The sequence below is a fragment of the Sporanaerobacter sp. genome, from assembly GCF_047830725.1.
GTDB lineage: Bacteria > Bacillota > Clostridia > Tissierellales > Sporanaerobacteraceae > Sporanaerobacter.
Window position 1 is genome coordinate 80,371 of sequence record NZ_CP181252.1, and the last position, 25,207, is coordinate 105,577.

The window sequence follows — 25,207 nt, forward strand, 5'->3', positions numbered from 1 at the left end:
TTGACAATTAACCCTATTTATCTTTAGTATGATTAATTATCAAAAAAATATAAGTACTCAATATTGAGTACTTATATTTTCATATTTCTACTACCTGGTTTTTCATAAGGTATATTAGCTTTGCACAGCGGACAATTTTCTTCATCATAAGTTTCTATTTCTAGTCTCACGCCACTATATAGTGGAAGTCCTATGTCCCCTGTACTTCTATCAACTAAACATGCTATTCCTACTACTTCTCCTCCTAAACTATTTATAACTTCTACAGTTTCAAAAGAAGACTTACCTGTCGTAACTACATCTTCTGCTATAAGAACTTTTTGTCCTTTCTCTATTTGGAAACCTCTTCTCAAAGTCATTTTTCCATCTACTCTTTCTGTAAATATAGAAGGTTTTCCAGTTTGTCTTCCTAATTCATATCCTACAACTATTCCACCCATAGCAGGCCCTACAACTATATCAAAATCTATTTCTTTTACCTTTTCTGCTATTGGTTTTATAGCTTCTTCTGCTTTGTCTGGATACTGCAGAAGTTTTGCACATTGAACATATCTATTGCTATGTTTCCCAGATGAGAGCAAAAAATGTCCCTCAAGAAGTGCTCCTGTTTCTTTCAAAAGATTTATAAACATTAACTTTTCCTCCTTATAATACCTCTTATTTCTTTAAGAGATTTTATTCCTTCATCTTTCATAAATTTCTCTATTCCGCTAATAATGTCCAAACATATATCAGGTTTAACAAAATTTCCACTGCCTATTTGTACCCCATATGCCCCAGACATTATAAATTCTATTGCATCTTTATAGTCCATGATACCACCTATTCCTATAACCGGAATATCAACAGCACTACATACTTCATAGACCATCCTTAAAGCAATGGGTTTTATACATGGTCCCGATAAACCAGCTATAGTATTTTCAAATACAGGTTTTTTCCCATAAATATCTATGGCCATACCACTAAATGTATTCACAAGAGAAAGCCCATCTGCACCAGCTTCACAACATCTATAAGCCATATCAACTATATTTTCTGCATTTGGGGAAAGTTTCACAACAAGAGGTTTTTTAGATACTTTCTTTACTTCACTCACTACTTTAAAAGCTACATCTGATTTTATGCCAAAGGCCATTCCACCTTGCTTTACATTGGGACAAGATATATTAAGTTCAAACATTGGTATATTTGTTTTATTTAGTTTTTCTACTGCCATTATGTATTCTTCTATAGTACTTCCACCTACATTAGCTATAATCACAGTATCATATTTTTCCATATGAGGCAATTCTTCTTCTATAAATACATCAACTCCTGGATTTTCTAAACCTATACTGTTTAATAGGCCTCCTGTAGTTTCATGTATTCTAGTTCCACTATTTCCATGTCTTTCATGTAAAGTAATCCCTTTTGTACATATACCCCCTAATTTTGATAGTGAATAAAACTTTTCATATTCTCTCCCAAATCCAAAGGTTCCAGAAGCTGCAATAACAGGGTTCTTAAATTCTACTCCACAAATTTCAACACTAGTCATTGAAAACAATCTCCTCTCCTTTGAATACTGGACCATCCTTACACACTTTTCTCATTCCTGATGTAGTCAAAATGCTACAACCTAAACAGGCTCCTATGCCACAAGCCATTCGTCTTTCCATTGATATATACGCAGATACATTCGCCTTTCTACACATATCTAAAACAATTCTCATCATAGGCAATGGTCCACAGGTATATACGGAAGAATATTTCTCAGGCTGAAAAATTTCAGTGATAAATCCACTGTGCCCTTCAAGTCCACTATCAGTAGATATATATATATTCTCTACATTCTTTTCTATTTTGTCCATATAAAATGATTTTTCACGAAACCCTGCATAAAAATCCACTTTAGTAGAAAGTTTGTGGCATAAATATACCATAGGTGCTATCCCTATACCTCCTGCTACAATTCCTACATTTCCTTCAATACCTAGTGGAAAACCTGTTCCCAAAGGCCCTAAAAGTTCTATGGAATCTCCACTTCTAAGCTTTGAAAAAAGTTCTGTACCCTTTCCTTTTATCTCATATAAAAAAATTATAGTTCCATTTTCAATATTAGATATACTTATTGGTCTTGATAAAAATGGTTCTCTATTCCAAGCTCTCAACATATAAAATTGTCCTGGTTGGCCTTTAAAATTTTCTCCTACTTTCATCTCATATATATTTTCATAGACTTGAGTATTTGAAAAAACAACTCCACTACAGTACTTTGGATCCACTTGAAATGTCCTCCTTCATATTCAATACAGCTTTTCTAATATATTCATCAAACTTTTCTATTCCATCTTCATATTTCTTATAAGCTGTGATTATTCCTCTAGAAGAATTCACGACTCCACCATTTCCATTCTTTAGATAATGAGCCACATCAGAACCCTTTCCTCCTTGAGCACCATATCCTGGTATCAAGAAAAACATATTGTCAAGTCTATTTCTTATCTCTTCTGCTTCTTCTAAATGAGTTCCACCTACTACTGCTCCTATAGAGCTATATCCACATCTACCCATATATTTTAAAGCAATTTCTTTAAGTTTATCTCCAACATGATTATATAGTTTTTCATTGCCATTTACATTTAAATATTGAATATCTTTAGCACCATCATTAGAAGTTCTTAAAAGTATAAAAAGTCCCTTATCTTTCTTTTCAACATAGTCAAGATAAGGTATGATACTATCAAAACCCATATAAGGATTTAAAGTAATGATATCACTCTCAAAATCTCCCTCAAAATGAGCTTTTGCATACATCTGTGCCGTAGAAGAAATATCTCCTCTTTTTATATCTGCTATGACTATAGAACCATTGTCCCTTATATATTTAAGGGTTTTCTTATAGGCGCTCATCCCCTTTAATCCATAAGCTTCATAAAATGCAATCTGCACTTTATAGCATGGGACAATATCAATAGTTGCATCTATGACTCTTTTGTTAAATTGAAATAATATATCTTCTACTGAAACATTTCTATCCATCATATTGTCAGGTACATAATCTAAACAAGTATCTAATCCTACACATACGTTTCCTTTTTTTCTTACTTCCTCATACAATCTATCTATTATCAAAATTTATCCCTCCATTGTATTTTACTTGACCATTCTTAATAGTAGCTAATATTTCTCCATAGTATTTTCTTTTGTGGAAAGGAGTATTTTTACCTTTAGATACAAATGTATTTTCATCTACTTCTACTTCTTTTTCTAAATCTACCAAAACTAAATCCCCGTCATATCCCTTTTCAATTTTCCCTTTATTTACTCCTACAATTTCTCCTGGATTTTTACTCATGAGTTCAGACAATTTTTTTATAGAAATATGTCCATTCTTAACCAATGTAGTATAGCATACAGAAAAAGCAGTCTCTAAACCTGATATTCCGCAAGCTCCCTTTAATTTATCTTCATAACTATGAGGTGCATGATCTGTAGCGATGACATCGACAAAACCTTCCTTTATGCCACTAATTAGCGAATCCACATCTTCTATTGACCTTATAGGAGGATTGACCTTATAATCATTGTCATAAAGTGCTATATGATGTGGAGTCACCTCACAAGTAATAGGCAGTTCCTCTTTTTTTGCAGAAATTATTCCCATCATAGCTTCTTTCGTACTCACATGAGCAAAATGAAGCCTTGATTTTGTCTTTCTCACAAGTTCTATATCTCTAAAAGTCATATTGTTTTCAGATTGTCTACTATCTATATTCACTACACTTTCATCTTCTTCATGAGCAATTAGAATTAAGCCTTTTTCCCCTGCTTTTTTTAGTGCATTATACATAATATCTTCTTTTTGAACTCCTTTTCCATCATCAGATAAAAACTTTACACATTTCTCCAATTTATCTATGTGGTCTAATGACACTCCATCAAAATTTCTTGTTATAGAAACAGTTTGATGAACATCTATCAAATCCAATTCTTTAGATTTATCTAGTACATAATTTACCACATCCATAGTGCTACAAATAGGATTCGTGTTTGCCATAAGATTGACAAATGTATATCCACCTTTTAGTGCTGCAAGACTTCCAGTATAGATATCTTCTTTATATGTATATCCTGGGTCTCTAAAGTGAACATGCATATCTATGAAGGATGGCAGTACTGCCAATCCTTCATAGTTTATAGTATTGCAATCATAATTCAAATTTGAGCCAAAGTCTTCTATTTTTCCATTTAAAATATAAATATCTCCATAAAAATCTTTATCCCAATCAATTAGTCTGCAACCTTTCATCAGAAGTTCCATTTTAGCCCTCCCAACCATCATAATTGTGGTCACAGTATTCACATTTATATATTCCTTTTTCTTCATCTACTAGCACAAATTTATGAACTATATTTCTTTCTATAGAAGTCACACATCTAGGATTTTTGCACTCGATAACATTTTCTATTTTTTTAGGTAAAGATAAATGTATTTTTTCTTTTATTTTTTCATCTTCTATTATAGCTATAGTTATATTTGGATCTATAAATCCCAACATAGTCAAATCTAAATCCATTACATTTTCTATTTTAATTAAATCTTTTTTCCCATATTTTTTGCTAGGTACATTCATGATAAGGGCTACTCTGTAGTCAGCTTTATCAAGACCTAGATAATTAAATATTTTAAATCCATATCCTACCTTTATATGATCTATAACTATTCCGTTAGCGATACTGTCGATATTTAACATTTATTCCACCCCCAACAATTTTAATATAAGAGCCATTCTCACATACATACCAAATTTAACTTGTCTAAAATAACAAGCCCTAGGATCATTATCTACTTCATAGCTAATTTCATTTACTCTTGGCAATGGATGCAATACAGTCAAATCTTCTTTTGCCAACTTCATTTTTTCAGAATCTAAAATATAGCTATCTTTTAGTCTTATATAATCAGCTTCGTTGAAAAATCTTTCTTTTTGTACTCTTGTCATATATAGTATGTCTAAATCACCTATAACATCTTCCAATTTTTCAACTTCTATATATTTTATATTCTTATCGTCTAATACATTTTTTATATAAGGTGGAATTCTAAGCTCCTGAGGAGAAATGAGAATAAATGAATTGTTTTCATATCTTGAAAGTGCTTTTATAAGAGAATGAACTGTTCTTCCAAATTTTAAATCACCACATAGTCCTATAGTTAGATTTGAAAAATTTCCTTTAATATTTTGAATAGTTAAAAGATCTGTCAAAGTTTGAGTTGGATGTTGATGCCCTCCATCTCCTGCATTTATGATAGGAACAGGAGAATACATAGAAGCTAATTTGGGAGCTCCTTCTTTGGGGTGTCTCATAGCTATTATATCTGTATAAGAACCAACAGTTCTTATGGTATCTGCAATGCTTTCACCTTTCATCACTGAACTTGAACCTGGCTCTGAGAAGCCAACTACATTGCCTCCAAGTCTTAACATTGCAGATTCAAAACTAAATCTCGTTCTAGTACTTGGTTCATAAAAAAGAGTTGCTAACAATTTTCCATCACAAGAATGCAAATACATATTTTGATTTTCAATTATACTATTAGCTAATGTAAATATTTCATCTAATTCTTCTTTTGTAAAATCTTCTGGTTCAATTAAATGTCTGCCTTTTAACATATTGTTCCCTCCTCTTTCTTTAACCTTATTTTAAAAGGAAAGGGCACAAAAAAACCTTCCATTTAAAGGAAGGCATGACTATTCTGCGCTTTCCTTTCTGACCTCACTGGATCAGTTTAAAGGTACTATTATTTTTTATAAATCTATCACAAATTTATGTATTTGTCAATATTTTTTTAAATGGGCACCCAATATTGAGTGCCCATTTAAACTATCTATCTCATTGTTGGTGTTGTACCACCAGTAAGTCCACTTTTAACCTGTTGAATTGTTTTTTGATCAGCTGTTGGCGCAGGGGTATAATATCCTTTTTGTTCTGCTATTTGAAATAATTGATATTGAAATTGTTCTGCTTCATTTCGAAGTTGTTGCAATGTACCTCTCAACTGTTGATTAGCACATTCAGTTATGGCCTTTGTATAGCTATCTATACTAGCTTTAGTACCAGCTAAAACATCACTTACCATATCTTTTTCTTGCATACCATTCCCTCCTCTTAAATTATAATGAATTTGTTAAATTTGTTGCGGTAGTTTGAGCATCCTGACTTGACTGTTTAAATAACTGTTTAATTTGTTGATCTTGACATTGATTTGAATAAAAATCAAGTTTTGTAGCCATAGTTTGGTGACAACCAATTATTTCTCTTAAAGATTGCAATTCTGATTGATTTATATTTCCTAAGTTCACAGTATTTTTAAGTGTCATAGAAAAGCTCCTTTCTCATGTTTTTTATTTTTCAACTCTTTTATATTTTGTCTTTTTGAATTGACATTTATTCATGGAAAAAAGGAACTAAATAATAGATTCAAAAGTGGAAATAATAAAAATGAATGGAGGTGATTATATGAATGAAAAAAAGGTTGTAGTTGAAAATACACTTACTCCTTATATAAATTTTTTGAAAGACAGCGGATATGATGTTTACACATTATATAAAAACGAAAATATAAACAATATAAAATCTCCAGATTATAAAGCAATAATTGTATCTGGATTAGACGTTTTAAGCACTACTGATGCCTCTTATGACAATCCTCCAGTTCCTATTTTAGAAGCTAAAGGCAGAACTCCAGAAGAAATATATAATTTGTTAGAATCTAGATATAAATAAAAAAACATTGACAAAACATTTTTCATGTAATACAATGAAACATAAAGTTTGTAAGAATTTAATAGGAAACTCTTATCTAGAGTGGTGGAGGGACTGGCCCGATGAAACCCAGCAGCCTGTACATCTGTACAAGGTGCTAATTCCTGCGGTATTTATACCGAGAGATGAGAGAGGATTTATATAGCCTCTTTCTTCTTGAAGAGGTTTTTTTTATTTGAAAAACCTCTTGAAAGAGGTTTTTTGTATATAGTGTGATTTAATAAGTTAATTATTTAAAGGGGTGAACTGTGTTGATACGTGTAGAAAATTTATCAAAAGTATACAAAAACAACAATGAAGAAGTATATGCACTAAAAAATATCAATCTCGAAATCAATAGTGGGGAAATCTTCGGCATAATTGGATTGAGTGGAGCAGGCAAGTCTACTCTCATAAGATGTCTAAATAGACTTGAAGAACCCACTGAAGGAAAAATCTTTATTGATGATACTGAAATAACTAATCTAAATAAAAAAGATTTAAGAAACATTAGAAGTGAAATAGGAATGATATTTCAACATTTCAATCTTTTATCATCTAAAAATGTCTATGAAAATATTGCCTTTCCTCTGGAACTTGAAGGTAAAAACAAAAAAGAAATAAACGAAAGAGTAAAAACTCTTTTAAGATATGTAGATCTTGAAGACAAAAAACTTTCTTATCCTTCTCAATTAAGTGGAGGTCAAAAACAGAGGGTTGCTATTGCAAGAGCACTGGCAAACAATCCAAAATTGCTCTTAAGTGATGAAGGTACATCTGCACTAGATCCAAAGACTACTAAATCTATTCTTCAACTATTAAATAGAATTCGCAAAGAATTTGGCTTAACCATTGTACTTATCACTCATCAAATGGAAGTCATAAAAGATATATGTGATAGAGTTGCAATCATTGAAAATGGAGAAATCATTGAATTAGATACTGTAGAGGAAGTATTTGCAAATCCAAAGACAAAAACCGCCTCTGAATTCGTATCTAATTTAAAAACAAATATAGAAGAAGAAATAAAATATGAAAAAAAACCAGAAAGTAAACTTGTAAGACTTGGCTTTCTGGGAGAAAATTCAAAAAAACCCATAGTATCCAATATGATAAAAAATTTCGATATAGATGTAAATATTCTTTCAGGAAATATAAACGAACTCATGACCACTAGTATAGGAAATCTAACAGTTGAACTATTGGGAAAAGATGAAGAAATTGATAGAGCTATTCAATGGCTCACTAAAGAAAATATTCGATTGGAGGTGATTTAATTGTCAGAATTGATAGTTCCAGCATTATTAGAAACACTTTATATGGTCTTTTTCTCTACAATATTTTCACTAATTATAGGTCTTCCATTGGGAATACTGTTAGTCATAACTGAAAAAGGCGGCATATGGGAAAAGTCAATGCTCAACCAAACACTAAGTGGAATAATCAATGTTTTAAGATCTTTTCCTTTTATCATTTTGATGATACTTTTATTCCCACTATCTCGACTAATTGTTGGAAGTACCATTGGCACTAAAGCAACTATTGTACCATTATCTATCGCAGCAGCACCTTTTGTGGCTAGAATCATTGAAAGTGCTTTAAAAGAAGTAGATAGAGGAGTTGTTGAAGCCAGTCTTTCAATGGGTGCTACTATTCCACAAATAGTTTTTAAAGTACTTATACCCGAATCCATGCCTTCATTAGTTATGGGAATCACTTTGACTATTATCAATTTGATTGGTTATTCTGCCATGGCAGGAGCTATTGGAGGCGGTGGACTGGGAGATTTGGCTATAAGATATGGATTATATAGATTTCAAACTGATATCATGATAGTCTCTGTAACTATAATCATTGTTTTAGTTCAAGGAATACAGCTAATTGGAAATAAAATAGCTGTTTCTATAAATAAAAAATAAGGAGGAATTCTTGTGAAAAAAAATATTTTATTGTCACTATTAATTTTGGTTTTATGTACTTCTATTTTTACAGCTTGTGAAAAAAAAGAATCTAGTGAAAATACCATTAAAATAGGTGTATCACCTGTACCTCATGGCGAAATAATAGAATATATTCAAGATGATTTAAAGAAAGAAGGAATAAATTTAGAAATAATTGAATTCACTGATTATGTAAAACCAAATTTATCTCTTGCAGAAGGTGAAATTGATGCCAACTTCTTTCAACATGAACCATATATGAATGAATTTGCTAGCGAACAAAATATTAATATTATATCCCTTGGAAAAATTCATGTAGAACCATTGGGACTATATTCATCTAAATATAGTTCCATAGAGGAACTGAAAGATAATAGCACCATAGCTATACCAAATGATCCTACAAATGGCGGAAGAGCACTTATTCTTCTTGAAAAACATGGACTTATAAAATTGAAAGATGGAGCTGGACTTTCAGCTACTGAAAAAGATATAATAGAAAATCCTAAAAATTTATCTTTTCAACCTCTCGAAGCAGCCGGTCTTCCAAGAATACTAAGAGATGTCGATGGAGCAGTTATAAATGGAAATTTTGCAATAGAAGCTGGACTTGTTCCTACAAAAGATGCCTTGATTCTAGAAGATAAAGACTCTCCTTATGCAAATATTATAGCTGTGAGAAGTGGTGAAGAAAATGAAGAAAGATTTCAAAAACTATTGAAAATTCTTCAAAGCGAAAAAGTTAAAAAATTTATTGAAGAAAAGTATGATGGTGGAGTTATTCCTGCATTTTAAAAAGTTAAGCATTATTTTTTAAAATTTGCAAATACTATGTATGAGGAGGGATAACTTGAAAAAAAATATAAGAATAAATAATTTTAAGGAAAGAAATATGTCTATCCCTATAGAAAATCAAAAAACTGCTGCATATTATGATATAAAAGGACTAAAACCCCAATCAAGAGTTCCTATTCCAACCTTAACAGGAGTCATAAGAGCTAAAGAATGGGTGGATGAAAATGAAAAATAGGGGTGAGAAATTTCCACTCCTATTTTTCATTGAAATTTACATCTATATCTTTTTTAATCTCCAATATTTTTAAAGCCATCACCTAGTACTTCATATACATTGCTTACAGTTATAAAAGCATTTTTATCTATATCATTTATATAATTTTTCAATCTAATAAAATCTTTTCTATCAACAACAGTTACGAGGACTTGTTTTTTATTTCCTGTATATGCTCCCTCAGCATAATATAGTGTTGCTCCTCTTTCCAAATCTTTAATTATATACTTTTTTATCTCTTCACTACGCTCACTAACTATGCTTACCTGTTTAGATAAGTTTATTCCTTCAATAGTCGAATCTATCACAAGACCATTTACTATAACTCCAAGTAAAGAATACATTCCCAATTCAGGCCCAAATGCAAAACCCGCTCCTATAGTTATAGCAAAATCAGAAAGTAGTACTGCTTTTCCTAAATCTATTCCCCAAAACTTATTCAATATTTTTGCTATAATATCCGTACCTCCAGTAGAAGCATTTCGATTGAATACTATTCCCATACCAATAGCAGATATAAATATACCAAAAGAAAGTTGAAGTATAATATCTTCTACTAAAGGAGCATGTATAGGTATTATTTTTTCAAACAATAGTACTAAAAAAGAAGTACCTAAACTTGCATAAATAGTTTTGACACCAAAGCTTGTCCCAATAACCAAAAAAGCAACTATAAATAATACTATATTTATAATGATCATAAAAACCCCTATTGATAAAAATGGAAATACATGATTTAAAACAATTGCCAATCCATTGGCACCACCTATAGCTAAATTTCCTGGCATTAGAAAAAAATATAATCCAGCTGCTACCATAAACATTCCAATAGTTATAATAATGTAATCTTTTATTTTTTTTGACACTTTCCCACCTCCAATAATATAAAAGTCCCCTAAACTCAATGGGTTTAGGAGACACAAATATATAAAGAACTAACTATAGGCACAATTCACCTATTTCTCTTTTAAAAATTCCCTCTAAACACCCCCTATCGACCGTAGAGTTTTTGGTGCATAAATAAAGGCAGGTCTTCTGACTTTGGTTCATTAGAATTTAAAGCCTTCCCAATTGTCTCAGTGGCATGTATTTTAAATTCTTCACCATTACAGCGGCGGGACCGTATAGGATTTTCACCTATTTCCCTTTTAAACAGAGAAATTATTCTCTATACCTTCATCTACATATTCAATTTTATTTCAATCTAAGTATATAGATAAATATAGTTTAAGTCAATAGCAGTTCTATATGCTACTTGTTTTCATCAAATTTTCTATAGATTTCATATCTTTCTTTTGCATCTAATTCTGCTTTTTCATAAAGCTCTTCTGCAAGCTCAGGAAAAGTATGCTCAATTTGAGAATATCTTACTTCACCCATTATGAAATCTTTAAAAGATTCCTTAGGCTCTTTTGAATCTAATATAAATGGGTTTTTCCCTTCTGCTACTAGCCTTGGATCATATCTATAAAGATGCCAATAACCAGAATCAACAGCCTTTTTTTCTTCATTTACAGTTCTGCCCATTCCTGCCTTTATACCATGGTTTACACAAGGTGCATAGCAAATTATCAAGGATGGTCCCCTGTAGCTTTCTGCCTCCACTATAGCCTTCAAGGCCTGATTCATATTTGCTCCCATAGATACTTGAGCAACATAAATATATCCATAGTTAATTGCCATTCTTCCTAAATCTTTCTTTTTAGTCCTCTTACCTGCTGCCGCAAATTTAGCCGCTGCAGCTGTTGGAGTTGATTTAGAAGCTTGCCCTCCAGTATTTGAATATACCTCCGTATCAAATACCAATATATTTACATCTTCACCTAGTGCCAATACATGGTCTAATCCTCCATAACCTATGTCATAAGCCCAGCCATCTCCCCCTACTATCCATTGAGATTTTTTGATTAGAAAATCCTTTTTACTTAAAATTTCCTTCATGATTTTGTGATTTTTTTGAGATGAATTTTTTATTTTATCTACCAGTTCCCTAGATATTTTTTCTGATTTTTCTCCATCCTCCATATTTTCTATCCATGCACTAAAGAGAGGATTTAAATCAGTATCTATATTTTCATCAATAGCTTCTTTCATTAAATCCTTTAATCTTTCTCTAATCTGTTTTACAGCTACATACATTCCAAGACCAAATTCCGCATTGTCTTCAAATAGAGAATTTGCCCAGCTAGGCCCTTTTCCCTCCCAATTCACAGTATAAGGTATAGATGGTGCACTAGCTCCCCAAATAGAAGAACATCCTGTTGCATTAGCTATCATCATTCTATCTCCATATAGTTGAGTGACAAGTTTTAAATAAGCTGTTTCTCCGCAGCCAGCACAAGCTCCATGAAACTCTAATAGAGGTTTTGCAAATTGACTTCCCTTCAATATTGTTTTACTCATTAAATTATCTTTATATTTTATATTATTAACTGCATATTCCCAATTATCGTTTTGTCTTTCTATTTCTTTTTCTGCCTTCACCATGACCAAAGCCTTCCCAGGTGCTGGACATATATCAGCACAATTCCCACAACCCGTACAATCAAGGGGACTTATCTGTATTCTGTATTCTAATCCTTCCAATCCTTTTCCTACTGCACTTTTAGTCTCAAATGTATCAGGGGCATTTCTTTTTTCTTCTTCATTTAATAAAAATGGCCTTATCACTGCATGAGGGCATATAAAACTACATTGATTGCACTGAATACATTTATCTCTTTGCCATTGAGGTATAAGAACTGCTATACCTCTTTTTTCATACGCGGTAGTACCTAATGGAAAAGTCCCATCTTCCATTTTCTTAAAGGCACTAACTGGAAGACTATCCCCTTCCATTTTAGCCATAGGTCTTTGTATATCTTTCACAAATTTTGGTTCTTCTTTTCTTTCATCTCTTACTTCACTTTCTTCTGAAAAACTTAAATATTTCTCAATATCAACTTTAACTAGTTCATTTATTCCTCTATCAACAGACTTATTGTTCATTTCCACTACAATATTTCCTTTTTTGCCATAAGTCTTTTGGATAAATTCTCTTAAATATTTAACTGCATCTTCTACAGGAATCACATTAGCCAATTTAAAAAAGGCAGCTTGCATAATCATATTAATTCTTGAACCTAATCCAATTTCCTGAGCTATATCTTCTGCATCTATTATATAAAAATTGATATCATTTTCTTTTATATACCTTTTTATATGATTGGGAAGTTTTTGATTTAATTCTTCAACCTTCCAAGGACAATTTAAAACGAATGTTCCCCTTCTTTTCAATCCTTTTAACAAATCATAATTATATATGTAAGTCTTGTTGTGGCAAGAAACAAAATCCGATTCATAAACTAAATAAGCAGATTTTATAGGATTTTCCCCAAATCTCAAATGAGATACAGTGGTTCCTCCAGACTTCTTGCTATCATATGAAAAATATCCTTGAGCATATAAAGAAGTATTGTCTCCTATTATTTTTATAGCCATTTTATTTGCTCCTACAGTCCCATCAGAACCAAGTCCCCAAAATTTACATCTTATAGTACCTTCTTTGGACGTATCTACAAATTCTTTTACTTCAAGAGAAGTATTTGATACATCATCATATATCCCTATAGTAAATCTATCTTTTGGTTTATCCATTTTTAAATTTTCATATACTGATATGATATGAGCAGGAACTGTATCTTTTGAGCCCAATCCATATCTTCCTCCTACAATTATAGGACTCATTTCAGATTCATAAAAAGAACTTCTCACATCTAAATAAAGTGGCTCCCCAATAGAACCAGGTTCTTTTGTCCTATCTAATACAGCAATTTTTTTAACTGTTCTAGGCAGTATTTTGAAAAAATGTTCTATAGAAAATGGTCTATAAAGATGAACTTTTACTAATCCTACTTTTTCCCCTTTATTCATTAAATAATCTATAGTTTCCTCTATAGTTTCACATACAGAGCCCATAGCAACTATTATTCTCTCCGCCTCAGGATGACCATAGTAGTTGAAAAGTTTATAGTCTCTTCCAGTAATCTCGTTTATCTGATTCATATACTTTTCAACAATTTCTGGTACCTTTTCATAATATGGATTTGAAACCTCCCTACCTTGAAAATATATATCTGGATTTTGAGCAGTCCCTCTAACAACAGGCCTTTCTGGATTTAAAGATCTATTTCTGAAATCTTCTACAGCCTCATAGTCTAAAAGTTTTTCAAGTTCCTCATACTCTATGACTTCTACTTTTTGAATTTCATGACTTGTTCTAAATCCATCAAAAAAATGTAAAAAAGGTACTCTACCTTTTATAGCACTTAAATGAGCTACTCCAGCCAAATCCATAACCTCTTGAACACTACTTGACGAAAGAAGTGCAAAACCAGTTTGTCTTGTAGCCATAACATCTTGATGATCTCCAAAAATAGAAAGGGCATGAGTAGCAATAGCTCTTGCACTAACATGAAATACTCCTGGCAAAAGTTCCCCTGCAATCTTATACATATTGGGTATCATAAGCAAAAGTCCTTGAGAAGCAGTATAGGTAGTAGTCAATGCTCCACCTTGAAGAGAACCGTGAAGTGTTCCTGCTGCTCCAGCTTCTGATTGCATCTCTACTACCTTTACTTTTTGCCCAAATAAATTTTTTCGTCCTTGACTTGACCACAAATCCACCAATTCCGCCATAGGAGATGACGGTGTTATAGGATATATAGCTGCAACTTCTGTGAAAGCATAGGAAATATAAGCTGCTGCTTCATTTCCATCCATAGTTTTTGTTTTTCTCATGCTAAAACCTCCAATGTTTTCTTATTATACCTTTATTATTTTACTTTTTGCTTATTTCATACATATACTAAATTTATACATAAAATATACCCTTCGCATTGTGCAAAGGGTATATTTGTTAGGGGTCTATGGTATATTTATCATATAATAATTATTTATATTATTATAATCCTCTTATTTTGTTGAGTATAATTCTCTGCTCTACAGTAGCAACTAATCTTCTTGTATATGCTACTGTATCTGGATTCACACTCATACTATCTATTCCTTCTTGAACTAAAAACTCTGCAAATTCAGGATATTGAGATGGTCCTTGCCCACAAATTGAAATAGTCTTTCCATATTTATGAGCAGCTTTTATAAGTATTGAAATTGCTCTTTTAACTGCTTCATTTCTCTCATCAAAATATCCCATATTGTTTAGAATACCTGAATCTCTATCAGCTCCCATAACTAGCTGAGTCAAGTCATTTGAACCAATACTGAATCCATCAACAAGTTGTGCAAATTCTTCAGCTTCAAACACTACTGATGGCACTTCTGCCATTATCCATAATTTAAAGCTATTATCTTGAACTAATCCTTCTTCTGCCATGATATTTTTAACTTTCACAAGTTCCCATGTAGTCCTTACAAAAGGAAGCATAGCCCATACATTTGTAAGCCCATATTCTTCTCTTACTTTTTTAAGAGCCCTACATTCAAGTCTAAATCCTTCTTCATAATCAGGCGATATATATCTAGATACACCTCTCCATCCAATCATAGGATTATTTTCAATTGGTTCTACTTCATCTCCGCCCTTTAATCCTCTAAATTCATTAGTTCTAAAATCGCTAAGCCTTACAACTATAGGCTTTGGATATATTTCCTGTGCTACAGTCATAATTCCTTCTGCCATTTTATCTATCATCAACTGTCCTTGACCAGTTTTCACTAAATACATTGGATGAGCTCCAATCATATTTGTAAATATAAATTCAGTTCTCATAAGACCTATTCCATCAAAAGGTAAGTTCTTGTATCTTCCTATTATGGATGGTTCTCCAAGATTCATATATATCTTTGTCGCAGTAATTGGAGCTAATTGATGTATAAAATCTTCACTTATAGCTGCACTCGAAACAGTAACTTCACCTTTTTCTTCACTCTTTTCTTCCTGGAATACTTTCCCTTCATAAACTACTCCTCTTGTAGCATCTACAGTAACTTCCATACCTTCTTTTAAATTTTCACTTGCAGTTTTAGCTCCTACTATACAAGGTATCCCAAGTTCTCTTGAAACAATAGCAGCGTGACAAGTTCTTCCACCTTCATCAGTAACAACTGCACTAGCTCTTCTCATAGCTGGAACCATATCTGGGTTTGTCATAACTGTCACTAAAATGTCCCCATCTTCTACTCTTGCGATCTCACTTATATCAAGTATATTCTTTACTTTTCCACTAGCTATACCTGGAGAAGCAGGTAATCCTCTAACCAATGTCTTCAACTCAGCTTTTTCATCCATAGCTTTTGCTTCCTCCTTCTCTTTCAAAGTAGTTATAGGTCTTGCTTGTAAAATATATAATTCATTTGTATCTTCATCAAAAGCCCATTCAATATCTTGATGTTTTCCATAAATATTTTCTATCTTCATTCCATAATCTGCTAATTCATATATTTCTTCATCACTCAAACATTGTTTGTTTATTTTATCAAATCCTAAGTAATCGCCTACATTTACTTCTACTGTTCCAACCCCATCTTTCTTTTTAACTATCATAGTAACTTTTTCTGAAATATGTTTTTCTGAAATTTTTCTATTTGCCTTGTCAAATATATATTCATCTGGAGAAACTGTTCCCGATACTATTGCTTCTCCTAATCCCCAGCTTGCATTTATCATCATTTCATTTCTATTGTTATTTACAGGGTTTGCCGTAAACATAACTCCGGATTTTTCACTATTTACCATCTTTTGAACTACAACACTAAGTGAAACTTCGAAATGATCAAATCCTTGTTCTTGTCTATAATAAATAGCTCTTCCTGTCCAAAGGGAAGCCCAACATTTTCTTGTGAAATTTAACACTTCTTCTATCCCACTTATATGAAGATAAGTATCTTGTTGTCCAGCAAAAGAAGCTTCTGGCAAATCTTCAGCTGTTGCTGAACTTCTAATTGCTACAAAAGGATTTTCCAAACCAACATTTTTACTAAATTCAATATATGCTTCCTTTATTTCATTTGCTATAACATCTGGTATCTGACATTCATCGATCAAATCTCTTATTTCCTTAGATTTAACTTGCAATTCATCAGAATCTTCCACATCAAAACTTGCAATCTTTTCTTTTATCTTATCTTGCAAATTAGATAACTTGATAAAATCTCTATAAGCCCCAGCTGTCACGCAAAATCCAGGTGGTACATTTACCCCTTTTTGCGTCATTTCTCCTAAATTTGCTCCTTTTCCTCCTACAACAGGTATATCATTTTTGTCTATTTCATTGAACCATCTTATATACTTGTATTTACTCATAAAGTATACCTCCTACGCAATAATTATATATATATTATATCATATATTTTTAAATGTGCTATACTATTTATTATTTTTTTCTAAAAAAAAGCTTTACAATTTTGTAAAGCTTTTTAGTCTATTATTTAATGACTATAACTGCTGTATCATTTGGATCTGCCCAATTAAATAAAAACTGAGCATGACTTGTGTAATTTCTAACACATTTATGTGATCTAGGAACAGTTCCGATAGTAAATAGATATTCTTTAATTCCTGGATCTGTTTTTTCTCCATTTTTCACTACAAATTCTACAGGTATTCCATGTACATAGGCCCCTTGAGAAAATCTGATACCATAAGGAGCATATCCAGTAATCTCCTTTAAGTTCTCATCCAAATAATAAAATCGTTCTTTTTTTTCCATAACCTTAAACTTTCCTATAGGTGTCTCATATCTGACCTTGTCTTTGACTCCAGTAGTAGCCAATGTATATGATATAAGAGTCCATTTATCTCCTCTTTTTTCAAATACTGCCTCATTCTGATTGGTAGTATCTACAACAATAGCCTTGGCAAATGTATCTAAGTTGTCATCAAAAAAAATATATTTTTTAGGTATCCAATATTCTCCGTCATACTCTGTACTTTTAACTTTAAAATAGCCTTTAACTTCTCCTAATATAGAAACCAACATTCCATCAGGAAAATATCTAAATTTAGTCATATCATTTAAATTTGTATAAGCAGGGGCACTTTGATAAGCTTGCATACCATATTCATCTAATGCCTTTCCATTCATTAGAGGTGGAGAACCATTTTCATCTTTGTAATTAGATATATAACCATAACTACTAGCTTTCAATTTTTTTTCAAGATCTATTATAGATGTATACATATTTTCAAAATTAAAAGTTCTAATCGAGCCTGTGCCATTTGGAACAAATCCACTAATCAAATTCCCATTCTTATCATACCAGCTAATTCCAAACCACTTGTTTGAATTCATGTTTTTAATTTTATCACCATTCACTTCATTTAATAGTTTTACTTTATCATATATTTTGGCTTTCCCTAAAACATTGCCATTATAAGACGGCTTATTATATACATCTACATTATCAACTGTAAACAAATAATAATCATAAGGCATTAAATATTTATTATATCTTATGTCTACATTAAACTTTTCTGGAACCACCGTATGAAATGTTTTACTTAAATTCCCAGCTCCCAAAGAAAAATTGGCAAGTGATTTATTGTCTTGTAAATATTTTTTATTTCTCAAAAGATAATCAATACTTTCACCATTTTGGGCTTTCAATGTAAGTTTATTATCTTCGCTTATACTTATATAACTAATGTCTGATTCCAATTCTCTTTCATCTTTTTCTCCATTTATGCTATTTTCTAATTGAGATTTACCAATATCTGCTTTCTTGGGTGTTTTATAGCTACAAGATGAAAGCAAAATAGCGCCTATCAATATAAAAGCTATAATCGTTTTTTTCATATAAATTTTTCTCCTTTCATTCTTAAAAATAATTATCTCAGTTAATAAATAGTATTCCATATAAAAGTCTATTAAATGCATAAAAAAATCCCGTTTGTAAACGGGATTTTCTTAACAATAGCAAAATAAAACTACCAACAAGAGAAAGAAAAATAGTAAAGAATCATCAGCTCTATCTCCATATCCACAATTACCAAAAAAAACTACTAAAAGTAAAAAGAAGAATAGTAAATTTTCATTGCCTCCGCCTCCAAAAATGTCAAATAATCCTCTTTTTTGTGGACTTGAAATATTTAAATCTTCTGTCATAAATAAACAACCTCCTTTTTTACACTCAATTTATTTTATGTAATATGTACTTTAAAAGTTACTTTTTATTTGCTTTTTAAAGTAAAAAACACAGTAGAAAATCTACTGTGCAGCCACATATAATACTAAAATCCTGAAAACAAGAAAAATATTAGCAATAAAATCAATAGCATATCATTTGAGCCACCTAACATTTTCCCTGAATCACCCCATAACAATATGAATAGTAAGAAAAAAAGTAGTAGCATACTCTCGTTGCCACTTTTGAATATATCCTGTAACATAACCAATCCTCCTTATCAATAAAATACTTAATACATATTATTCCGGCAGCTTCATTTCGTTACAATTTATTTATGAAAAGACCTAGGTAGTTAAACCTAGGTCTTTTCTCAACTCTACTATAGATTTAGTTGATATATTTTTTTCATCTATATCTAACAATTTTATAGCCTTTGTTAAATCATCTTGTTCTTCAACTTCTATTTCCATATAAGTATATGGATAAGTATTTTCATCCCAAGTATCTATATCAAATCTTATTCCATCATAAATATATGAAATTCTCTCTTTAAAACCTTTCTGAATCACATCATAACCTAATACTTCCATTATATATAATATTGCTTTTTTATCTTCTATATCACTACTAATTTCTACATTTTCTCTAATTCCATCTTTAGAAACATTTTCTTTTAGAGTAAGAGTATACTTTGTTTGATTTGTATCCAAGTCTTTTGTCTCTCTCAATCTCAAATAGCTATTATTTTTATGTTGTATGCTGTTATCCTTTGAATCTAAGAGATAATTTATTTGTTTTTCTCTTTTTATTAAAGATGCACCAACATTAGATAATTTCTTTTCAATTTCATCTTTCACAATATTGAGTACCTTAACTTCCAATTCCCTATCCATACTGGACTTTCACCTACCTTTATATCTCTTTAAGATAGTTCTTAGCAGCTAATTCATCTAAAATTACAACTACATCAGGATGTAATAATAAAAGAGAAGCTGGTATTCTCGTGGAAACTTTCTCTTGCTTTAGCAATTCACAAATTACAGGAGCTTTCTTTTCTCCATTGGCCAAAAGAAGTATTTTTTTCGACTTCATTATACTTCCAATTCCCATAGTTATAGCCTCCTTTGGAACTTCATCAATAGAATCAAAAAATCTTGAATTTGCCTTTATAGTAGATTCAGTAAGACCAGTAATATGAGTTCCTAAATAAAGTTCATCATCAGGTTCATTGAAAGCAATATGACCATTTTCTCCTATGCCTAATATTTGTAAATCTATTCCACCACAATCTTCTATTTTTTTATCATATTCTCTGCAAAACTTTTCTACATCCTCTGCATTCCCATCTGGAATATGAATATTATCTTTAGGAATATTTATGTGTTTGAACAAGTTTTCTTCCATAAAATAATGATAGCTGTTTGGATTGGTATATGGAATATTTAAATACTCATCTAAATTAAATGTAACTACTTTAGAAAAATCTAATCCTTCTTCTTTGTGAAGCCTTATAAGTTCCTTATAAGTACCTATAGGTGTGCTCCCTGTCGCTAATCCCAATAAAAGATCTTCTTTTTTCTCAATCTCCTCTTTTATGATATTAGCAGCTGTAGTACTCAAACTCTCATAATCTTTTTCAATAATAATTTTCATAATTTCAAGCCTCCCACATATTATAATAATTCTTTAGGTGAAAAATTTATATAATCACTTGACACACAAATAAATTGTATTCCTTCAATGTTTCCTTCAACGACATATTTAAGGCCTTCAGAGTGCAAGTGTCCATAAATGCAGATATCAACTGCGTTTTCTTTCATTAAATATATAAACTCATTGGGTGAAGCATCTTCATTGAATGGTGGATAATGAATCATAACGATTTTTTTTTCAGTACTTTTTTTAATTGAATTTAAAGAATTTTCTAATCTCCCCAATTCCCTATTGTACATTTTTTCATCATGAGATGAAAAGCCCTCACTATCTTTGGCTATCCAACCTCTACATCCAGCTACTGCTACATTTTTATAGATATAACTATCATTTTGAATGAAAAATATAGAATTAAAATTAAAACTATTCATCTTTTTTTTACTTTCCCACCAATAATCATGATTGCCCTTAGTTATGATTTTTTTGCCTGGCAATTCATCAATACGTTTTAAATCATAATAAGCCTCATCCAATTTCAAAGCCCAAGATATATCCCCAGGTATAAGAACTAAGTCTTCATCCTCTACTTTTAATTTCCAATTGTTAAATATCTTTTCTTCATGATTTATCCATTTCTCACCAAATACATCCATGGGCTTTTGCTGAGAATAGTCTAGATGTAAATCACCTATACCAAATATCATAATTTTCACCTCAGTTAATGTTAAACTTTAACTTACAAATGGCCATTTTTACAGTTTCTATTGATTGAACCAGCACTTTAACTTAAAGCTTTATATAATTAAATTTCGCATTGTGCTTACTCAACAATTCACTTTCTCTAGTATGACAAGTAAACATTATTATCTGTCTATTTTTAGATTCATTTTCCAAAAAACTCAAAATATTTTCTAACCTTTTTATATCATACTGAACAAAGCAATCATCTAGTATCAAAGGAGTCCCTTCTTCTATGACAAGATTAGCTATGCCAAATCTAATTGCAAAATAAAGTTGATCTATAGTACCACCACTCAATTTATCTATATCCACAATAGTATTAATATCTGGCTCAACTATAGAAATATTTAAATTTTCATCTATTTTTACCTCACCATATCTTCCAGCTGTTACATTTTCAATGATCTCACTCACTTGTCTATTTAATATGGGAGCAAAATCTCTCTGTATATTTTTAGATATTTTTTCAATAGTATCTCTTGCAAGCTTTAAAGATTCCAGTCTCTTTTCATATTCATTTTTCCTTTTTTCCAATATCTCTATATCTTCTTCTATCTCAACTAAAGGTCTAAAATTCAATATTAAATTTTCCACTCTTTCTTCTGCTTTTGCAATATTAAACCTCATACTGTTTATATTTTCTTCTATCTTTTCCAATTCATAAACCAATTTTTCTTTTTCTAAAACATTTATATCTTCATAAATTTCATCATAGATTTCTGAAGCCTTGCTTTTCAAATATTCTAGATTTCTACTTCCCAAAATATTGTTCAACAATAATTTCTTATTTTCCAAATTAATTTTAAGTGTCTCATATCTCTCTTTATCTTTTAAGCCCTGTTTAAACTCTTCTATATTAGATAAAGAATTTCTTGCAAAAATTTCTCCTATTTCTTTAGAAATCTTGTTTATTTCAATATTAAAATCATTTAATTTATCGTCTAAATGCTTTTTTTCTTCCAATGATTTATCCTTTATATTTTTAAGCTTTATATATTCAAAATACTCTTTTTGAAGTATATTTAAATCTTCCAATGTAAAATCAAATCTACTTTTAAGCAGAAATTCATAATCAATCAATTTTCCCTTTAATTTTTCAATATCTTCAATTAATTTGCTTCTTTCCATACTTAATTTCTCAAATGATTCATTTATACTTTTATACTTTATACTATTTTCATAATTTATATTTAACAATCTCTTTAATTCTATTTTATTTGAACAATTGTACTTATTTAAAATTTTCTCCATATCTTTTTCTAAAGATTTTAACTGTTGATTCCTTTTTTCTTCTTTGTCCTCACTATCCTCTATTTGTTCATTTAATTTTTGTATATAATTCTTAATTTCACCTTTTGAATGAATAGTATATATATTAAAAGCTAAAAATGGTATAGATACAATGAAAAACAACTTATTTTTAAAACCCCAAAATATACAACTAGCCATAAGAAATGATAGTACAATTATCAAAAGATTTTTCTTCTTTAATTCTTTTGATTTCTCATCTAATCGTGTTTTTAAAAACATTGTATTGGTATATTCTGTTTTATACAAAATAGCATTTCGCTTGTCCTCTATTTCTTCATAAATATATACATCATCTACTAAGTCTCTTATATTTTCATTATCTTTCTCACTATCTCTATTTATCTCATTTATTTTGGTATCTATTTCTTCTAATTTATCCTTCATATTGTACAACATTTTACAATCTTCTACAACATCATCAAACTCATCATCATCTATATCCCTAAACTTTTCAAGTTTATTCATATCATTAGATAAATTCTTTATATTTTCATCTATTGTTTTTAATTCATCTCTGCACTCATTGATATTCTTTACTATACCATCCTTTTCCTTTTCCAAAGTAATCAATTTGCTATAATCACTTAAATCTAACCTTTCACATTCCTTTAAAGCTTCTATTTCTCTTTTTAAATTTTCTATTACATTGCTAAGCTTTATAGCCTCTTCATATTTTTCTCTTATTTCTTTAATTTCTATTGCTTCTAATTGCTTTTTAAGCATTTCTCTGTTTTGCTCAAGCCTTATCATTTCTTTATTCATTTCATTGAAACATTTTTTTTCTTCTTCTATCTGCCTTATATACCGTAAAGCCTCTTTTTTTTCATCCATTAAAGCATTTAATTCTTCTACAGTTTTCCCATAAGGTGAAGATTTTCTTTGACTAGCAGTACCTATAGCATCTATTTCTTTATTTAATTTTTCTATTGCATTTTTCACTGAAATATCTTCATCTAAACTGCCACCAATATTTATTAAACTGTCTTTTACTTCTTTAGATAGTCCTTCATCGGTTTTAGAGCCTAGCTGCTTGATACTTACTGTATTGTTATACACAATACTATTAAGACCCAACAGTCTAGAATTAGGACAATGCAATCTCAATACTGGATCATACTCAAATAAGTCAGTTATATCTTCTCCAGTTTTGTCATCATATATTTTTACGTCATCAAAACCTTTCACAAAATTTCTCTCAATCCTATATATTTCCCCTTTGTATTCAAATTTCAAAACACCACAATACTCATTGTATTTCCAGGGAAAAAATCTTTCATAGTCATCAGTATATATTTTTCTCTTTGAATAGGGTTTGAAAAATCCAAAAAACATTCCCTCAATAAATTTGTGGATAGTAGTCTTTCCACCTTCATTTTCACCATAAATAATATTTAACCCATCATTTAAAATTATTTTTTTATCTTTGAATTTTCCAAAAGATATAAGATTTAACTCATAAATTTTCATTTCATCACCTTTTCATCTAAAAGAACTTCTAAACCAGCATAAAGAGCAGCTTTTACAATTTCATTTTCTAAATCATTTTTTTTCATCTCTTCAATAAACATTCCAATAATATTGTTTTTATTTTGTATAAGCAATTTCCCCAAATCATAATCAGGTATTGTGTTGTCGATAATTTCAACATAATAATATTCATTCCTTAACATTTCTTTCAAATCATCCATATCTATATTTATATCCCTATCTCTAACCCCATTTAAAAAAATTCTATATAAATTGTTTTCTCTCATAAATGCATTGTCAAGATTCATGATTTTACTAAGTATATCTTTTTGAGTCATTGTCTCACTTATATTTATTTCTTTAATGATAAAACTTCTCTTTGAAATCGGAAAAAAGCTCATACAAACATTTCCCTTTTCGATAGTACCTTCAACTATTCCATGAACACCAGCTTCCCCAAAATCCAAAGGTTCTGGACTTCCACAATAGCTTATATTGTTACTTATAAATTGAGGCTTATGTATATGACCCAATGCAATATAATCAAAACCTTTTGATTTAAGCTTATTCTTGTCAATTGGTAAATAAGAAGAAAACTTATTCAAAACATCTCCATGAATTGCTAATATATTTATCTTGCTAGTATCCTCTATAAACAAATCTTCAAAAATATCTTTTTTCTCCTCCTTTTTATCCCAACTATATCCCCATATAACAGTATTATATTTCTTAAACTCTATAGAAGAAATGCCTTCGGATTGGAATATATATACATTTTCCGGCCAATCTATAGTATTATATAAACTATCCTTTCTTAATGGATCGTGATTTCCTGTTGAAATTATAATATTTATATCAACTGCTTTCTTTAAAATATCTCTAACTCTTTTTATATCTCCAACATTAAAATATTTCTCTTCATACAAATCTCCCACAATAAATAAAAAATCAACTTTATTTTCTATAGCCCTATCTATTATTCTCTCAAAGGTTTCCCAAAGTTCTAATCTTCTTTGTCTTCCATATGAACTATCAAAACTAGCATTTTCAAATTGAGACCCTAAATGTAAATCTCCTGTATGCATACATTTTATCATTCTAGTACCAC

At 30.6% G+C, this 25,207-nt stretch carries 25 protein-coding genes and 2 riboswitches; of the genes, 5 read left to right on the forward strand and 20 right to left on the reverse strand.

Going from position 1 to position 25,207, the window contains the following annotated elements:
• Positions 1-71: 71 nt before the first annotated feature.
• From pyrE to ACFWUA_RS00490, 9 genes are all read right to left on the reverse strand, one after another.
• Positions 72-632: an orotate phosphoribosyltransferase gene (gene pyrE / locus ACFWUA_RS00450; RefSeq protein WP_416198214.1), complete on the reverse strand. Its 561-nt coding sequence runs from the start codon at positions 630-632 to the stop codon at positions 72-74.
• Entirely contained in the window at positions 632-1,540 is a 909-nt protein-coding gene (locus ACFWUA_RS00455; RefSeq protein ID WP_416198215.1) for a dihydroorotate dehydrogenase, read from the reverse strand. The genes pyrE and ACFWUA_RS00455 overlap by 1 nt, the downstream gene beginning before the upstream one ends.
• Positions 1,533-2,267 (reverse strand): dihydroorotate dehydrogenase electron transfer subunit, encoded by a 735-nt coding sequence (locus tag ACFWUA_RS00460; RefSeq protein WP_416198216.1) that lies wholly within the window; start codon positions 2,265-2,267, stop codon positions 1,533-1,535. The genes ACFWUA_RS00455 and ACFWUA_RS00460 overlap by 8 nt, the downstream gene beginning before the upstream one ends.
• Positions 2,248-3,117 carry an orotidine-5'-phosphate decarboxylase gene (gene pyrF / locus ACFWUA_RS00465; RefSeq protein WP_416198217.1) on the reverse strand — a complete coding sequence of 290 codons (870 nt, stop codon included), beginning with the start codon at positions 3,115-3,117 and terminating at the stop codon, positions 2,248-2,250. Before pyrF ends, ACFWUA_RS00460 begins: the two co-directional genes overlap by 20 nt.
• Entirely contained in the window at positions 3,104-4,306 is a 1,203-nt protein-coding gene (locus tag ACFWUA_RS00470; protein ID WP_416198218.1) for a dihydroorotase, read from the reverse strand. Before ACFWUA_RS00470 ends, pyrF begins: the two co-directional genes overlap by 14 nt.
• 1 nt (position 4,307) lies before the next feature.
• On the reverse strand, positions 4,308-4,739 hold the full coding sequence (locus tag ACFWUA_RS00475) for an aspartate carbamoyltransferase regulatory subunit (protein WP_416198219.1): 432 nt from the start codon (positions 4,737-4,739) through the stop codon (positions 4,308-4,310).
• On the reverse strand, positions 4,740-5,660 hold the full coding sequence (pyrB, locus tag ACFWUA_RS00480) for an aspartate carbamoyltransferase (RefSeq protein ID WP_416198220.1): 921 nt from the start codon (positions 5,658-5,660) through the stop codon (positions 4,740-4,742). It abuts the gene before it with no gap.
• Positions 5,661-5,875: 215 nt separating this feature from the next.
• Positions 5,876-6,142 carry a spore coat protein gene (locus tag ACFWUA_RS00485; RefSeq protein WP_416198221.1) on the reverse strand — a complete coding sequence of 89 codons (267 nt, stop codon included), beginning with the start codon at positions 6,140-6,142 and terminating at the stop codon, positions 5,876-5,878.
• Between the two features lie 19 nt (positions 6,143-6,161).
• Positions 6,162-6,368 (reverse strand): hypothetical protein, encoded by a 207-nt coding sequence (locus ACFWUA_RS00490; RefSeq protein ID WP_416198222.1) that lies wholly within the window; start codon positions 6,366-6,368, stop codon positions 6,162-6,164.
• 139 nt (positions 6,369-6,507) lie between these two features.
• Between ACFWUA_RS00490 and ACFWUA_RS00495 the strand changes: the two genes are divergently transcribed.
• The 5 genes from ACFWUA_RS00495 to ACFWUA_RS00515 all read left to right on the forward strand — a co-directional run bounded on the left by ACFWUA_RS00495 (position 6,508) and on the right by ACFWUA_RS00515 (position 9,762).
• A complete protein-coding gene (locus ACFWUA_RS00495; protein ID WP_416198223.1) occupies positions 6,508-6,774 on the forward strand; it encodes a YkuS family protein in 267 nt (88 codons plus the stop codon).
• A gap of 69 nt (positions 6,775-6,843) precedes the next feature.
• Positions 6,844-6,945: riboswitch (SAM riboswitch) on the forward strand.
• A gap of 119 nt (positions 6,946-7,064) precedes the next feature.
• The gene (locus ACFWUA_RS00500; protein WP_416198224.1) at positions 7,065-8,069 is read left to right on the forward strand and encodes a methionine ABC transporter ATP-binding protein; all 1,005 of its coding nucleotides are present in this window, start codon (positions 7,065-7,067) and stop codon (positions 8,067-8,069) included.
• Positions 8,070-8,711: a methionine ABC transporter permease gene (locus ACFWUA_RS00505; RefSeq protein WP_416198225.1), complete on the forward strand. Its 642-nt coding sequence runs from the start codon at positions 8,070-8,072 to the stop codon at positions 8,709-8,711.
• A 12-nt stretch (positions 8,712-8,723) separates the two neighbouring features.
• Entirely contained in the window at positions 8,724-9,527 is an 804-nt protein-coding gene (locus ACFWUA_RS00510; protein ID WP_416198226.1) for a MetQ/NlpA family ABC transporter substrate-binding protein, read from the forward strand.
• Positions 9,528-9,582: 55 nt separating this feature from the next.
• On the forward strand, positions 9,583-9,762 hold the full coding sequence (locus tag ACFWUA_RS00515) for a CDIF630_02480 family spore surface protein (RefSeq protein ID WP_416198227.1): 180 nt from the start codon (positions 9,583-9,585) through the stop codon (positions 9,760-9,762).
• A gap of 53 nt (positions 9,763-9,815) precedes the next feature.
• Here ACFWUA_RS00515 and ACFWUA_RS00520 read toward each other — a convergent pair whose 3' ends face one another.
• The 11 genes from ACFWUA_RS00520 to ACFWUA_RS00570 all read right to left on the reverse strand — a co-directional run bounded on the left by ACFWUA_RS00520 (position 9,816) and on the right by ACFWUA_RS00570 (position 25,196).
• Positions 9,816-10,667, reverse strand: a complete 852-nt coding sequence (locus tag ACFWUA_RS00520; protein ID WP_416198228.1) for a YitT family protein — start codon at positions 10,665-10,667, stop codon at positions 9,816-9,818.
• Positions 10,668-10,808: 141 nt separating this feature from the next.
• Positions 10,809-10,994: riboswitch (cobalamin riboswitch) on the reverse strand.
• 58 nt (positions 10,995-11,052) lie between these two features.
• A complete protein-coding gene (gene nifJ / locus ACFWUA_RS00525; RefSeq protein ID WP_416198229.1) occupies positions 11,053-14,580 on the reverse strand; it encodes a pyruvate:ferredoxin (flavodoxin) oxidoreductase in 3,528 nt (1,175 codons plus the stop codon).
• A 163-nt stretch (positions 14,581-14,743) separates the two neighbouring features.
• Complete coding sequence (gene ppsA / locus ACFWUA_RS00530) at positions 14,744-17,104, reverse strand: phosphoenolpyruvate synthase (RefSeq protein WP_416198230.1); 2,361 nt, start codon at positions 17,102-17,104, stop codon at positions 14,744-14,746.
• 121 nt (positions 17,105-17,225) lie between these two features.
• Positions 17,226-18,596 (reverse strand): L,D-transpeptidase, encoded by a 1,371-nt coding sequence (locus ACFWUA_RS00535; RefSeq protein WP_416198231.1) that lies wholly within the window; start codon positions 18,594-18,596, stop codon positions 17,226-17,228.
• A gap of 111 nt (positions 18,597-18,707) precedes the next feature.
• Positions 18,708-18,905 (reverse strand): hypothetical protein, encoded by a 198-nt coding sequence (locus tag ACFWUA_RS00540; RefSeq protein WP_416198232.1) that lies wholly within the window; start codon positions 18,903-18,905, stop codon positions 18,708-18,710.
• Between the two features lie 125 nt (positions 18,906-19,030).
• Positions 19,031-19,189 carry a hypothetical protein gene (locus tag ACFWUA_RS00545; protein WP_416198233.1) on the reverse strand — a complete coding sequence of 53 codons (159 nt, stop codon included), beginning with the start codon at positions 19,187-19,189 and terminating at the stop codon, positions 19,031-19,033.
• Positions 19,190-19,271: 82 nt separating this feature from the next.
• A complete protein-coding gene (locus tag ACFWUA_RS00550) occupies positions 19,272-19,820 on the reverse strand; it encodes a class IV adenylate cyclase (RefSeq protein WP_416198234.1) in 549 nt (182 codons plus the stop codon).
• Between the two features lie 19 nt (positions 19,821-19,839).
• A complete protein-coding gene (nagB, locus tag ACFWUA_RS00555) occupies positions 19,840-20,580 on the reverse strand; it encodes a glucosamine-6-phosphate deaminase (protein ID WP_416198235.1) in 741 nt (246 codons plus the stop codon).
• Between the two features lie 20 nt (positions 20,581-20,600).
• The gene (locus ACFWUA_RS00560; RefSeq protein WP_416198236.1) at positions 20,601-21,284 is read right to left on the reverse strand and encodes a metallophosphoesterase; all 684 of its coding nucleotides are present in this window, start codon (positions 21,282-21,284) and stop codon (positions 20,601-20,603) included.
• 82 nt (positions 21,285-21,366) lie between these two features.
• On the reverse strand, positions 21,367-24,099 hold the full coding sequence (locus ACFWUA_RS00565; protein ID WP_416198237.1) for an ATP-binding protein: 2,733 nt from the start codon (positions 24,097-24,099) through the stop codon (positions 21,367-21,369).
• Complete coding sequence (locus ACFWUA_RS00570; RefSeq protein WP_416198238.1) at positions 24,096-25,196, reverse strand: metallophosphoesterase family protein; 1,101 nt, start codon at positions 25,194-25,196, stop codon at positions 24,096-24,098. The genes ACFWUA_RS00565 and ACFWUA_RS00570 overlap by 4 nt, the downstream gene beginning before the upstream one ends.
• Positions 25,197-25,207: the final 11 nt, after the last annotated feature.

Coding starts and splice junctions, on each gene's coding strand:
- pyrE (WP_416198214.1), bottom strand. CDS start 632: ATGTTTATAAATCTTTTGAAAGAAACAGGAGCACTTCTTGAGGGACAT.
- ACFWUA_RS00455 (WP_416198215.1), bottom strand. CDS start 1,540: ATGACTAGTGTTGAAATTTGTGGAGTAGAATTTAAGAACCCTGTTATT.
- ACFWUA_RS00470 (WP_416198218.1), bottom strand. CDS start 4,306: ATGGAACTTCTGATGAAAGGTTGCAGACTAATTGATTGGGATAAAGAT.
- ACFWUA_RS00475 (WP_416198219.1), bottom strand. CDS start 4,739: ATGTTAAATATCGACAGTATCGCTAACGGAATAGTTATAGATCATATA.
- pyrB (WP_416198220.1), bottom strand. CDS start 5,660: ATGTTAAAAGGCAGACATTTAATTGAACCAGAAGATTTTACAAAAGAA.
- ACFWUA_RS00485 (WP_416198221.1), bottom strand. CDS start 6,142: ATGCAAGAAAAAGATATGGTAAGTGATGTTTTAGCTGGTACTAAAGCT.
- ACFWUA_RS00490 (WP_416198222.1), bottom strand. CDS start 6,368: ATGACACTTAAAAATACTGTGAACTTAGGAAATATAAATCAATCAGAA.
- ACFWUA_RS00495 (WP_416198223.1), top strand. CDS start 6,508: ATGAATGAAAAAAAGGTTGTAGTTGAAAATACACTTACTCCTTATATA.
- nifJ (WP_416198229.1), bottom strand. CDS start 14,580: ATGAGAAAAACAAAAACTATGGATGGAAATGAAGCAGCAGCTTATATT.
- ppsA (WP_416198230.1), bottom strand. CDS start 17,104: ATGAGTAAATACAAGTATATAAGATGGTTCAATGAAATAGACAAAAAT.
- ACFWUA_RS00535 (WP_416198231.1), bottom strand. CDS start 18,596: ATGAAAAAAACGATTATAGCTTTTATATTGATAGGCGCTATTTTGCTT.
- ACFWUA_RS00540 (WP_416198232.1), bottom strand. CDS start 18,905: ATGACAGAAGATTTAAATATTTCAAGTCCACAAAAAAGAGGATTATTT.
- ACFWUA_RS00545 (WP_416198233.1), bottom strand. CDS start 19,189: ATGTTACAGGATATATTCAAAAGTGGCAACGAGAGTATGCTACTACTT.
- ACFWUA_RS00550 (WP_416198234.1), bottom strand. CDS start 19,820: ATGGATAGGGAATTGGAAGTTAAGGTACTCAATATTGTGAAAGATGAA.
- nagB (WP_416198235.1), bottom strand. CDS start 20,580: ATGAAAATTATTATTGAAAAAGATTATGAGAGTTTGAGTACTACAGCT.
- ACFWUA_RS00560 (WP_416198236.1), bottom strand. CDS start 21,284: ATGATATTTGGTATAGGTGATTTACATCTAGACTATTCTCAGCAAAAG.
- ACFWUA_RS00565 (WP_416198237.1), bottom strand. CDS start 24,099: ATGAAAATTTATGAGTTAAATCTTATATCTTTTGGAAAATTCAAAGAT.
- ACFWUA_RS00570 (WP_416198238.1), bottom strand. CDS start 25,196: ATGATAAAATGTATGCATACAGGAGATTTACATTTAGGGTCTCAATTT.